General features: G+C 68.4%; 14 protein-coding genes. 8 read left to right on the top strand and 6 right to left on the bottom strand.

The genetic code is table 11. From position 1 onward, the window contains the following. The first annotated feature begins 53 nt into the window (after positions 1-53). From xseA to E3T61_RS13185, 5 genes are all read left to right on the top strand, one after another. The gene (gene xseA, locus E3T61_RS13205; protein WP_241992558.1) at positions 54-1,280 is read left to right on the top strand and encodes an exodeoxyribonuclease VII large subunit; all 1,227 of its coding nucleotides are present in this window, start codon (positions 54-56) and stop codon (positions 1,278-1,280) included. A 10-nt stretch (positions 1,281-1,290) separates the two neighbouring features. Next, entirely contained in the window at positions 1,291-1,518 is a 228-nt protein-coding gene (locus E3T61_RS13200) for an exodeoxyribonuclease VII small subunit (protein WP_134641309.1), read from the top strand. Further along, positions 1,515-2,177 carry a DUF4245 domain-containing protein gene (locus E3T61_RS13195; RefSeq protein WP_134641308.1) on the top strand — a complete coding sequence of 221 codons (663 nt, stop codon included), beginning with the start codon at positions 1,515-1,517 and terminating at the stop codon, positions 2,175-2,177. Before E3T61_RS13200 ends, E3T61_RS13195 begins: the two co-directional genes overlap by 4 nt. Further along, on the top strand, positions 2,174-2,812 hold the full coding sequence (locus E3T61_RS13190; RefSeq protein WP_134641307.1) for a carbonic anhydrase: 639 nt from the start codon (positions 2,174-2,176) through the stop codon (positions 2,810-2,812). Before E3T61_RS13195 ends, E3T61_RS13190 begins: the two co-directional genes overlap by 4 nt. 72 nt (positions 2,813-2,884) lie before the next feature. Next, complete coding sequence (locus E3T61_RS13185) at positions 2,885-4,285, top strand: class II fumarate hydratase (RefSeq protein WP_255455684.1); 1,401 nt, start codon at positions 2,885-2,887, stop codon at positions 4,283-4,285. 70 nt (positions 4,286-4,355) lie between these two features. Here the strand turns inward: E3T61_RS13185 and E3T61_RS13180 are convergent, their stop codons facing one another. From E3T61_RS13180 to E3T61_RS13170, 3 genes are all read right to left on the bottom strand, one after another. Further along, positions 4,356-5,705 (bottom strand): PhoH family protein, encoded by a 1,350-nt coding sequence (locus E3T61_RS13180; RefSeq protein WP_174777020.1) that lies wholly within the window; start codon positions 5,703-5,705, stop codon positions 4,356-4,358. Between the two features lie 211 nt (positions 5,706-5,916). Further along, positions 5,917-7,065 (bottom strand): aminotransferase class V-fold PLP-dependent enzyme, encoded by a 1,149-nt coding sequence (locus E3T61_RS13175; protein WP_241992557.1) that lies wholly within the window; start codon positions 7,063-7,065, stop codon positions 5,917-5,919. After that, complete coding sequence (locus E3T61_RS13170; RefSeq protein ID WP_130176127.1) at positions 7,062-7,841, bottom strand: isoprenyl transferase; 780 nt, start codon at positions 7,839-7,841, stop codon at positions 7,062-7,064. Before E3T61_RS13170 ends, E3T61_RS13175 begins: the two co-directional genes overlap by 4 nt. Positions 7,842-7,918: 77 nt before the next feature. Between E3T61_RS13170 and trhA the strand changes: the two genes are divergently transcribed. Then, a complete protein-coding gene (gene trhA, locus E3T61_RS13165; RefSeq protein ID WP_134641305.1) occupies positions 7,919-8,620 on the top strand; it encodes a PAQR family membrane homeostasis protein TrhA in 702 nt (233 codons plus the stop codon). Between the two features lie 14 nt (positions 8,621-8,634). Here trhA and E3T61_RS13160 read toward each other — a convergent pair whose 3' ends face one another. Together E3T61_RS13160 and mca are read right to left on the bottom strand one after the other, a co-directional pair. Further along, positions 8,635-8,898, bottom strand: a complete 264-nt coding sequence (locus E3T61_RS13160; protein ID WP_174777019.1) for a hypothetical protein — start codon at positions 8,896-8,898, stop codon at positions 8,635-8,637. Continuing rightward, positions 8,895-9,758, bottom strand: coding sequence for a mycothiol conjugate amidase Mca (mca, locus tag E3T61_RS13155; RefSeq protein ID WP_174777018.1), 864 nt, complete (start codon positions 9,756-9,758; stop codon positions 8,895-8,897). The genes E3T61_RS13160 and mca overlap by 4 nt, the downstream gene beginning before the upstream one ends. 70 nt (positions 9,759-9,828) lie before the next feature. Between mca and E3T61_RS13150 the strand changes: the two genes are divergently transcribed. Together E3T61_RS13150 and greA are read left to right on the top strand one after the other, a co-directional pair. After that, on the top strand, positions 9,829-10,230 hold the full coding sequence (locus tag E3T61_RS13150) for a DUF4307 domain-containing protein (protein ID WP_134641304.1): 402 nt from the start codon (positions 9,829-9,831) through the stop codon (positions 10,228-10,230). A 149-nt stretch (positions 10,231-10,379) separates the two neighbouring features. Then, positions 10,380-10,868: a transcription elongation factor GreA gene (gene greA / locus E3T61_RS13145; RefSeq protein ID WP_134641303.1), complete on the top strand. Its 489-nt coding sequence runs from the start codon at positions 10,380-10,382 to the stop codon at positions 10,866-10,868. Positions 10,869-10,928: 60 nt separating this feature from the next. Here greA and ilvA read toward each other — a convergent pair whose 3' ends face one another. Continuing rightward, entirely contained in the window at positions 10,929-12,185 is a 1,257-nt protein-coding gene (gene ilvA, locus E3T61_RS13140) for a threonine ammonia-lyase (RefSeq protein ID WP_134641302.1), read from the bottom strand. Positions 12,186-12,191: the final 6 nt, after the last annotated feature.

Below are 12,191 nucleotides of genomic sequence, written 5' to 3'. Positions count from 1 at the left end.
CGCGTCTGGACAGACCGTGCGAGCCGTAAGTAGACCTGCAGACCTGGAGAACCATGAACGCTGTCACGATGCCTGCCGCCGGCGATGAGCCGCCCACCGTCGAGGCCCCCTGGCCGGTCGCGGTGCTCTCGAACAAGATCCGCGGCTACATCGAACGGCTCGGCACCGCCTGGGTCGAGGGCGAGATCGTGCAGTGGGGCGCCAGCGGCGGCAACGTCTACGGCAAGCTCAAGGACCTCTCGGTGGATGCGACGGTGAGCTTCACGGTGTGGTCGTCGGTGAAGGCCCGCCTCACCGGCGACTTCAAGCAGGGTGACCGGGTGATCGCGCTGGTCAAGCCCAACTACTGGGTCAAGGGCGGCACCCTCACGATGCAGGTCTTCGAGCTGCGGCACGTGGGGCTGGGCGACCTTCTCGAGCGTCTCGAACGGTTGCGTGCACAGCTCAAGGCGGAGGGGCTATTCGACGCCTCCCGCAAGCGGCCGCTGCCGTTCCTGCCCCACCGCATCGGCCTGGTGACCGGCAAGGACTCCGACGCCGAGAAGGATGTGCTCCGTAACGCTCAGCTGCGCTGGCCGGCGGTGGACTTCAGCGTTGTGCACGCCGCCGTGCAGGGCGACCGGATGGTCGGCGAGGTCACCGCGGCCATCAAACGGCTTGATGCCGACCCGGAAGTGGACGTCATCATCGTCGCCCGCGGCGGCGGCGACTTCCAGAACCTGCTCGGCTTCAGCGACGAGTCCCTGGTGCGCGCCGTCGCGGCTTGCACGACCCCGGTGGTCAGCGCCATCGGCCACGAGGCCGACCGGCCGCTGCTCGACGATGTGGCCGATCTGCGCGCCTCCACCCCCACCGACGCCGCCAAACGGGTCGTGCCCGACGTCTCCGACGAGTTGAACCGGGTGCAGCAGGCCCGGGCGCGCCTGAGCAGCCGGCTCACCGGCATCCTCGCCACCGAGGTGGACAGGCTCGGCGCCTTGCGCAGCCGCCCGGTGCTCGCCGGCGCCGACTGGATCATCGACAGCCGCTCGCAGGACCTCACCCGGTACGTGGCCCGCGGTGCCGAGCTGATGCACCGCACCCTCGAACGCGCGGGCTCCAGCGTGGTGGAACTCCGCTCCCAGCTGCGCGCGCTCTCCCCGCAGGGCACCCTGGACCGCGGCTACGCCATCGTGCAGCTGCCCGACGGCCACGTGCTGCGCTCGAGCGACCAGGCGCCGGCCGGCACCGATCTGTTGATCACCGTGGGCGTGGGCACCGTGCCGGCGGTCTCGAAATAGAATGGCTGACATGACTTCGTCCGCAGGCACGCCCGTTCCCGTCGACTCGCTCAGCTACGAGCAGGCCAGGGACGAACTGATTCGCGTCGTCTCGGTGCTCGAGCAGGGCGCGTCGACGCTCGAAGAGTCCCTGGCACTGTGGGAGCGAGGCGAGACCCTCGCGACCCGCTGTGAGGAATGGCTGATCGGCGCGAAGGCACGCCTGGACGCCGCCCGCGGCGCGGCCGCCGCGGAATGAGCCGCAGCCCCCGCCCACCGCGCGTCGTCGCGGAGCTCGGCCGCCCGGAGACCGGCCAGGAGCGCGCCACCCGGCTGGCGACGAACTCCCGCAACTACCGCTCGCGCAAGACCATCAACAATCTCGTCTACTCGCTGCTGGCGACCGTGGGCGCCGTCATCGTGCTGGTGCTGATCGTGCCGCGCAGCGACACCCCGCTGACGCGGAACGTGGACTACGCCAGCGTGGCCGAACAGGTCCAAACCGGCGTCGACGTGCCCCTGGTGGCCCCCGAGCTGCCCGCGGGCTGGGCCGCGAACGCTGCCGAATGGCGCAACGGCGGCAGTGACGGGGTCTCCAGCTGGTACATCGGCCTGCTCACCCCGTCGAACGAGTTCATCGGCCTCACCCAGGCCGTCGACGCGAACCCCACCTGGCTGGCCGACAAGCTGGAGAACGTGGCCGCCGACGACACCGTCACCATCGACGGCGTCGAGTGGGACGTCTACCGCAACCCGGCGCCCCAGGAAGACCGGGGCAATTTCGAGTCCGCACTCGTCACCGAGGCCGGCGCCAGCAGTTACCTGCTGATCGGCACCGCTTCCGACGAAGAGTTCAGCGTTTTGGCCGGCGCCCTGGCCGAGCCCATCACCACAGAGAAGAATGGTTCCAGCGAATGAGTGACACCCTCACACCGGCCCAGGTCTGGAACGACCTCGCGGAGGGGAACGAGCGCTTTGTCGCCGGCACGCCCCAGCACCCCCGCCAGGACGTCGACCGGCGCGCCGAGACCGCGTTCGTGCAGACCCCGATGGCCGCCCTGTTCGGCTGCAGCGACTCCAGGCTGGCCGCCGAGATCATCTTCGACAAGGGCCTGGGCGACCTGTTCGTCGTGCGGAACGCCGGCCAGGTCATCTCCGACTCCGTGCTCGGCTCGCTCGAATACGCCGTCGCCGTGCTCAAGGTGCCGCTGATCCTGGTGCTCGGCCACGACAGGTGCGGCGCGGTGCGCGCCGCCATCGACTCGCAAGGCGCGGACGCCGAGACCCTGCCCCCGCACATCAACAACATCATCGAGAAGATCGTGCCGGCCGTGCGCCGCGTCGGCGGCCCCACGACCGGCCCGCTGGACACCGACGACATCGACGCATCCGCCGTGGGCCGGGAACACCTGCGCGACACTGTCGCCGAACTCGTCCAACGCTCCGAGATGATCAGTGCCGCCATCGCAGAAGGTACATTGGCTATCGTCGGCGCGAACTACCGGCTCCTCGAGGGCCGGGCCGACCCGGACATCGTCGTCGGCGTCGTTTAGCGCCGTCGTCACACAGCAATGAATCGAAAGGTATGACACACCGTGGTGGACATTTCAACTGAGACAGGCTCCGTGCCGACCGGGTACCGGATCGAGCACGACACGATGGGCGAGGTGCGGGTTCCCGCCAACGCACTCTACGGCGCGCAGACGCAGCGCGCGGTCGAGAACTTCCCGATCTCCGGGTCGGTGCTCGAGTCCGCCCAGATCGCGGCCCTGGCCCGCATCAAGAAGTCGGCCGCCCTCGCCAACGCCCGCCTCGGGGTGCTCGACTCGGCCATCGCCGACGCGATCGCTGCGGCAGCGGACGAGGTCATCACGGGCCGGCACGACGCCGAGTTCCCCATCGACGTGTACCAGACCGGCAGCGGCACCTCGTCGAACATGAACATGAACGAGGTGCTCGCCACCCTCGCCACCCGGCGCCTGGGCAGCCCGGTGCACCCCAATGACCACGTGAACGCGTCACAGTCCTCCAACGACGTCTTCCCCACCTCGGTGCACATCGCCGTGACCAGCGCTCTCATCGACGACCTGATCCCGTCGCTCGACCACCTCGCGGTGGCGTTCGAGGCCAAGGCCGAACTGTGGGCCACCGCCGTCAAGGCCGGCCGCACCCACCTGATGGATGCCACCCCGGTCACCCTCGGCCAGGAGTTCGGCGGCTACGCCCGCCAGATGCGCCTGGGCATCGAGCGGGTCCGCACCGCGCTCCCCCGCGTCGCCGAGGTGCCGCTGGGCGGCACCGCCGTCGGCACCGGAATCAACACCCCCGCCGGCTTCCCGCAGCTCGTCATCGAACTGCTCACCGCGGAGACTGAACTGCCGATCACCGAGGCCGTCGACCACTTCGAGGCGCAGGCCAACCGTGACGGCCTCGTCGACGCCTCCGGCGCGCTCCGCACCATCGCGGTGGGCCTGACCAAGATCTGCAACGACCTGCGCTGGATGGGCTCTGGCCCCAACACCGGCATCGGCGAGCTGAGCATCCCCGACCTGCAGCCCGGATCGTCGATCATGCCGGGCAAGGTCAACCCGGTCATCCCGGAGGCCGTGCTCATGGTCTGTTCCCGCGTGATCGGCAACGACGCCACCATCGCCTGGTCGGGTGCCTCCGGCGCGTTCGAGCTCAACGTGGCCATCCCCGTGATGGGCACCGCGCTGCTCGAGTCGATCCGGCTGCTCGCCAACGGTGCAAGGGTGCTCGCCGACAAGACCGTCGACGGCCTGGAGGCCAACCTCGACCGGGCCCGAGCACTGGCCGAGTCGTCGCCGTCGATCGTCACCCCGCTCAACCGGGTGATCGGCTACGAGGCCGCCGCCAAGGTGGCCAAGCACTCCGTGGCGCAGGGCCTCACGGTGCGGGAGTCGGTGATCGACCTCGGTTTCGTCCAGCGCGGCGAGGTCACCCTCGAGCAGCTCGATGTAGCGCTCGACGTGCTGAGCATGACGCGGCCGCCGCAGGCGCGCTAACCCTCACGCGAAAGCGGCGAAACGGTTGCTTCAGCTTCGCTGAGGCAACCGTTTCGCCGCTTTCGTGGGCTCAGGCCAGCTCGTTGCCCTCCAGCATTTCGGTGACCAGGGCGGCGATGGCGCTCCGCTCCGATCGGGTCAGGGTCATGTGCGCGAACAGCGGGTGCCCCTTGAGGGTCTCGATGACCGAGGCGACCCCGTCGAAACGGCCCACCCGCAGGTTGTCGCGCTGGGCCACATCGTGGGTGAGCACCACGCGGGAGTTCTGCCCGATGCGGCTCAGCACCGTCAGCAGCACGTTCCGCTCCAGCGACTGCGCCTCGTCCACGATCACGAAGGCGTCGTGCAGGCTCCGGCCGCGGATGTGGGTGAGCGGCAGCACCTCGAGGATGCCGCGCTCGACAACCTCCTCGAGCACGTTCTCGCTGACCAGAGCACCGAGCGTGTCGAAGACCGCCTGACCCCACGGGCCCATCTTCTCCTGCGCGTCACCGGGCAGGTAACCGAGCTCCTGGCCGCCCACCGCGTAGAGCGGCCGGAACACCATGATCTTGCGGTGCTGCTGACGCTCGAGAACGGCCTCAAGGCCCGCGCAGAGGGCGAGCGCCGACTTCCCCGTCCCCGCTCGACCTCCCAACGACAGGATGCCGATCTCCGGGTCGAGCAGCAGGTCGATCGCCAGGCGCTGCTCGGCCGACCGGCCGTGCAGGCCGAACAGGTCCCGGTCGCCGCGCACCAGGCGCAACTCGCCCCGACCGGTGACCCGGCCGAGAGCCGAACCGCGGTCGGAGTGGATCACCAGGCCCGTGTTGACCGGCATGTCCTGCACCAGGCGGGTCTGCAGGGACTCCTTGTCGTAGAGGTCGTTCACCTGCTCGGCGCTCAGGGTGATCTCGTCCATGCCGGTCCAGCCGGAGTCCACGGCCAGCTCGTGCCGGTACTCGTCGGCGGCCAGGCCGATCGAGGCGGCCTTCACCCGCAGCGGCAGGTCCTTGGAGACCACCGTCACGGCGAGCCCGTCGTTGGCCAGGTTCATCGCCACCGCCAGGATGCGCGAGTCGTTGTCTCCCAGTTGCAGACCGCTGGGCAGCACCGACATGTTGGAGTGGTTCAGCTCCACCCGCAGGCTGCCGCCCTCCCCCACCGGGATGGCGAAGTCGAGCCGCTCGTGCTTCACCCGCAGCTCGTCGAGGTAGCGCAGCGCCTGCCGGGCGAAGTAGCCGATCTCCGGGTCGTTGCGCTTGGACTCGAGCTCGGTGATCACCACCACCGGCAACACCACGGCATGCTCGGCGAACCGGAAAATCGCCTTGGGATCCGAGAGCAGCACCGAGGTGTCCAGTACGAAGGTGCGCTCGGTTTGGTCGACCCCTGAGACGCTCTGGTCCGCGTTCAGGTAGTCGGTTCGATTAGCGGTCACAACCACTCCCACCCCGCACCTTTCGGTGCGGATTCGTTGGCGAGCGACCACTAGCTTTTTTCTCGAGCCGTACTTATGTGGCCGTCTCGATCAGGTGCCGTACCTGATGTGTTGAAGGTACGTCGATTGGCTGGGAATTGGAAAAACGACACGCCCAACGTCATGAGACGTTAACGTTCGCCGCCGGCGGGCAGGCAGGCAGGCAGCTCGGTTAGTACGTGGCGCCGGCGGAGTACGCCGTGAAGGCGCCACGGAGCATCTCGACGGTGTCGTCGGCGAGGTGGGCGTGCACGCTGAGGCGCACCCTGCCGCCCCGGGTCGTCACGGTGACGCCGTGGTTGTGCAGCGCCGCGCCCAGGGCGGTGAGGCGCTCGGCGGGCGGCGCGAGCACCACCAGGCCGGCTCGTTGCCGCACGTCCCTGGACGAGACGACAGGCAGGGCGTACTCGTCGGCCAGGTCGATCAACCGGTCGACGTTGTGGCGCACGGCGCCCTCGATCGCGGCCACGCCCACGGCCTGGATCTCCTCCAGCGCCGTCGCGAACCTGGCCTGGGCGATGCCGTCGCCGTCGGTCACCCGGAACGCCGACGCCGCACGCACCGGCGGCAGCACCTGGTCCCAGGGCTCGGTCACGTCGGTGCCGGCGAACCCGGACACGACCGGGGTGAGCCGTTCGACGGCGCGGTCGCTCAGGGCGAGGAAACCGGTACCCCAGCCGGCCCTGACCCATTTCTGACCGCCGGAGACCACAACGTCGGCGACCTCGTAGGCGGCGTCGACCACCCCGAAACCCTGAATGGCGTCCACGATGAGCAGCCGGTCACCGATCACCTGCCGGATGCCCTCCAGATCGGCCCTGAAGCCCGTACGGGAGTCGACCAGGCTGACGGCGACCGCCACGGTGCCCGGTGTCAGCTGGTCGCGCACCTGCCCCGGTGTGACCGCTCCGGCGCGCATCTCGCCGCCGTCGGCCGTGAGCCAGAGCGGCGTGGCAGCGTGCAGCGCCTCGGCGGCCCGCACGGCCGCGAACGGCACGCTGGGAAAGTCAGCCGGCGAGAGCAGCACGTCTCCGGTGAGACCGAACATGGCGTGCATGAGGCCCATGCTGGTATTCGGCTGCGACACGATCTGGTCGCTCCCGAAGCCGAGAACGGCCGCCACCGCGGTGCGCATCCGCAGGTCTTGCTCGCCGAAGTGGCCCAGGCTGCCGAACCGGGCCCTGGCGAGGATCTCGGTCTGGCCGCGGGTTTCGGCGACGACGGCCCTGGAAACCGGGCCGATGCGACCGTAGTCCAGGTAGCCGGGGTCTTCGGTGAATCCGTCCAGGTAGCCCGCCAGGGGCGTGTCGACCGCGCTCACCCGCCGAACCTGCGGTGCCGTTTGGCGAAGTCGCGCAGGGCCCGCAGGAAGTCGACCTGGCGGAGGTCGGGGCCGAGGGCCTCGACGAAGTAGAACTCGCTGTGCGCGCTCTGCCAGAGCATGAAGTCGCTGAGCCGCTGCTCGCCCGAGGTGCGGATGACCAGGTCCGGGTCGGGCTGGCCGCCCGTGTACAGGTGCTGGCCGATCAGCTCGGGGGTGAGGGTCTCCGCGAGGTCTTCAAGGGTTCCGCCGTGGGCGTGGTGGGTGGAGACGATGCTGCGCATCGCATCGGTGATCTCGGTGCGGCCGCCGTACCCGACGGCGAGATTCACGTGCAGGCCGCGGTTGGCGTGGGTACGGGCCTCCGCGGCCGCCAGCGCGCCTTCGAGAGGGCCGGGCAGGCATTTCTTGGAGCCGACCTGCTGCACCTTCCAGTCCCGGTAGTGCGAGAGGTCCTCGGCCAGGTCCGCGATGATCTCGAACAGGGCATCGAGTTCCTCTGTCGGCCGCTGGGTGAGGTTGTCGGCGGAGAGCAGGTACAGCGTGACGACGGAGATGCCGAGGTCGTCGCACCACTCCAGGAATTCGCGCATCTTCGCGGCCCCGGCCCGATGGCCGTGCGCGGCGGAGTCGTAGCCGAGTTGCTTGGCCCAGCGGCGGTTGCCGTCGATGATCATGGCAACGTGCTTGGGCAGGACCGCAGCGGTCAGCCCGCGACGCAGTCGACGCTGGTAGATCCTGTAAAGGAGTCCGCGTCCGAGGGAGGATTGCCGCATCTGCACACAGTTACGCTAGCTCAATCCGGCGGGCGCTATATGCCGCAACGCGTTGGGCGCTGCCGTATCCTGACAGCATGGCCTCCACGGACGACATTCCGAATCTCCCTCTTCTCGAAGACGAGATCGAGCATCCGCTTCCCGAGAAGCCCACCTGGCGGGGCTGGATCCACGCGGGCACGTTCCCGGTCACCATCGTCGCCGGCATCATCCTCCTGCTCGCCGCCGACGGCCCGGCCGCGAAGTGGAGCTCGGCGGTCTTCGTGGCCAGTTCGATGCTCCTGTTCGGCAATTCGGCGTTGTACCACCGGTTCAACTGGCAGCCGCGCACCCGGATGGTGCTCAAACGCATCGACCACGCCAACATCTTCCTGCTGATCGCCGGCTCCTACACGCCCATCACGGTGTTGGCCCTCCCGCCGGACAAGGCCGTGCTGCTGCTGTCGCTGGTCTGGGGCGGCGCGATCCTCGGCATCGCGTTCCGGGTGTTCTGGATCAACGCCCCGCGCTGGCTGTACGTGCCGCTCTACCTGGCGCTCGGCTGGGGCGCACTGATGTTCATCGTCGACTTCTTCCAGGCCGACGCCCTGATGATGACGCTGATCATGGTCGGCGGACTCTGCTACTCGGTCGGCGCCGTCGTGTACGGCCTCAAGAAGCCCAATCCGGTTCCGGGAGTGTTCGGATTCCACGAGATCTTCCACTCGCTCACTGTGGTGGCGTTCCTCTGCCACTGGGTCGCGATCCTGATCATCGCGACCCACCCGCTCTACCCCTAGGGCCCGCTTCGCCCCTACGGAGTGTCGGACTTCTTCTGTTCAGCCGCGGCGGCATCCCGTTCAGCGACCTCGGCCTGCAACCGTTCCCGCATTTCGGCACGGTACGTGGTGCGGCGGATGCGGCGGGCGAGGTCCATGCCTAGCAACAGGGTCACGACCGCGACGAAGAAGATCGCAAAGAAGCCCCACGGCCCCGGTGTGACGGTGTCCGGGTTGAACTCCGGCGGCGGGGTGTTGGACAGGATGAAGCCGAGCACGGGCGCGAACGTGACGCTCATGCGTCGTCCCGCACGCCGCTGAAGAGGTCGGACTCGGGCATGACGGTGTCAACTTTCGATTCGATGAGCTGGAAGTCCTCGTAGGGCCAGGCCTTGCGGACCATGTCGTTGGGCCAGAAGAAGAAGCTGCTCGTGGGTGAGACCTGGCTGGCGTGCGCCTTGAGGGCTTCGTCGCGCACCTCGAGGAAGTCCCCGATCGGCACGTGCGTCGTGGCCAGGTTCGGGTAGTCGCTCATCCGCTCCCTGGCGCTGGCGAGCGGCTCGAGCAGCTCGGAGTCCGGTTCGGCGACGCTCAGCTCGAGGTACATGGCGTCCATGCGTTCGAGGTTGAAGATGCGGTCGTAGTACAGCTTGTCGATCTGCCACGGGGCGCCGGCATCCGGGTACCGCTCGGTGTCAGCCGCCGCCCGGTACGCCTCGAGGGAGACCTCGTGGCAACGGATGTGGTCGGGGTGCGGGTAGCCGCCGTTCTCGTCGTAGGTGATGAGCACCTGCGGGCGGAACTCGCGGATGATGCGCACCAGGGGTTCGGCCGAGTACTCCAGGGGGATGGCGGCGAACGAGTTCTTCGGAACCCCGCCGTCGTCGGACATACCGGAATCCTGGTAGCCCAGCCAGCGGTGCTGGATGCCCATCGCCTGCTGGGCCGCCGCCATTTCCAGGCGGCGGAGTCCGGAGAGGTCCCGCTCGGCCATGGCCACGTCGACCAGGTCTTCGTTGAGGATGCTGCCGCGTTCACCGCCGGTGCAGCTCACGATGAGCACCTCCGCGCCGAGGCTTCGGTAGTAAGCGTACGTAGCGGCGCCCTTGCTCGACTCGTCGTCGGGATGGGCGTGCACTGCCAAGAGCCGCAGCGTCATGAAACTCCTCAGAAATGCCAGCTAACCTAAGGTGCAAGCCTAATCGTTGAACAGTGAGTGTGGAGTCTGAGTGGCCGTGAGCAGCAACCTCGACGAACGCTATGGGCGAACCCCCGGCAGCAGGATCCGTGACCGCCGGGTGCTCTGGATCGTCGCGGGCGCTTTCGCCCTGATCCTCACCGCCTGGGTGGTCTGGGCGGGATTGGACGGCGCCGGCCCGGCGATCGAGGCCAGGGACACCCGGCACCAGATCATCGACGAGGACAGCATCAGCGTCACCTTCGAGGTGTCGCTGCCCACCGACACCGCCTCCAGCTGCGCCGTGCAGGCGCTCAACGAGTCCTTCACCGTTGTGGGCTGGAAGGTCATCGACCTGCCGCCGTCGGACGACTACACCCGCTCGTTCACCGAGGTCGTGAAGACCACGGAGCTGAGCAACACCGGATTGATTTACCGCTGTTGGTTGACCTAGACTGATGTATTCGCCCTGACAGAAGTCGGGGCGTCCGCTGTATGGCGCGGTGTCTTCGTGACGTACTCAGCGACGAACGGCCGCCTCCGCGGCACCATCGGCGCACTATCTGCCGGCGCACCACCGATCAGCACGAGAAGGAGAGAACCATGACTACCGAAACTTCGGTCACCTGGCTGACCCAGGAGGCCTATGACCGCCTCGCTGCGGAGTTGGACACTCTCAGCACTGTTGCTCGGGTGGACATCGCCAACAAGATCGAGTCGGCCCGTTCGGAGGGTGACCTCAAGGAGAACGCCGGCTACCACGCGGCCAAGGAGGAGCAGGGCAAGATGGAGGCCCGCATCCGCACCCTGACGCTGCTGCTGCGCACCGCCGAGGTGGGCCACGCCCCCGAGAGCAAGGGCGTTGTGGAGCCCGGCACCATCATCACCGCCACGATCGCCGGCGATCAAAGCCGGTTCCTGATCGGCAGCCGCGAGATCGCCGGCGACAGCGACCTCGACGTGTACAGCGAGAAGAGCCCCCTGGGCGAGGCCATCATCGGGCTGAAGGTCGGAGCGAAGACGAGCTACGAGACCCCCAACGGCAAGCAGATCGCCGTCGAGATCCACCTGGTGGAGACCTTCACGGGCTGATAACCGCGCACAATATGAAACGGCCGGCTGCACTCGCAGCCGGCCGTTTTTTTTGCGTCTCTAGTCGGTGCGCGGGTCGTACCCGGCGGCGCGCAGGGTGTCGACGACGTGCTGGCGGTGCTCCGGCCCGCGGGTCTCGACGCTGATGTCGAGTTCGACCTCGCTGATCTGCAGGCCCACGCCGTGCCGGGTGTGCAGCACCTCGATGACGTTGGCGTGCGCCTCGGCGAGCAACTCGGAGATCCGGGCGAGCTGGCCCGGCCGGTCGGGCAGCATGATCCGCAGCTTGAGGTACCGGCCGGATGCGGCCAGACCGTGGCTGATCACGCGCTGCATGAGCAGCGGGTCGATGTTGCCCCCGGAGAGCATGGCCACGGTGTTGCCCGTCGCGGTGATCTTGCCGGCCAGGATGGCCGCGACGGACACGGCGCCGGCCGGTTCGACGACAAGCTTGGCCCGTTCGAGGAGCACCAGCATGGCCCTGGCCATGTCGTCCTCGCTGACCGTGACGATCTCGTCGACGGCGTCGCGGATGATCGCGAAGTTGAGCAGGCCCGGCTTGGCCACGGCGATGCCGTCGGCCATGGTGGGGCTGATGTCGATCGCGAGGGCCTCACCGGCCGCGAGGGAGGGCGGGTAGGCCGCCGCGTTCTGCGACTGCACGCCGATGACCCGGATCCGACGATCGTGGCTGGCCGCGTACTGCTTGAGCACACTGGCCATGCCGGCGGTGAGCCCGCCGCCGCCGATCGGGACGATCACCGTGTCGAGGTCGGGCACCTGGTCGAGGATCTCGAGGCCGAGGGTGCCGGCGCCGGCGACGACATCCGGGTGGTCGAACGGGGGGATCAGGATGGCGCCGGTCTCGCGGGCGTACTCGGCGGCGGCCAGCAGCGGTTCAGCGACGGTGTGGCCGCGGAGGATCACCTGGGCGCCGTAGTCCCTGGTGGCCTGCAGCTTGGGCAGGGCGACGCCGACGGGCATGAAGATGGTCGCGTCGATGCCGAGTTCGCGGGCGGCGAAGGCGACCCCCTGCGCGTGGTTGCCGGCCGATGCGGCGACGACGCCGCGGGCCTTCTCCTCGTCGGTGAGCTTGGACAGCCGGTTGTACGCGCCGCGGATCTTGTACGATCCCGTGCGCTGCAGGTTTTCGCACTTGAGGAACACCGGGGCGCCCAGAATTGCCGACAGGAACCGTGAGGTCTCCATGGGGGTCACATCGGCCACCCTGGAGACGACGGTGCGGGCCGTCTCGAAGTCGGCCAGGGTGGGACCGGCCAGATCTGCGGGGGCGAGAACTGCGGGGGTGTCAGTCATGGACGG

The organism is Cryobacterium lactosi, from assembly GCF_004403945.1.
Classification (GTDB): Bacteria; Actinomycetota; Actinomycetes; order Actinomycetales; family Microbacteriaceae; genus Cryobacterium; species Cryobacterium lactosi.
Note: the sequence above shows the minus strand (reverse complement) of the source record. Positions and strands in the feature narration are given on the sequence as shown.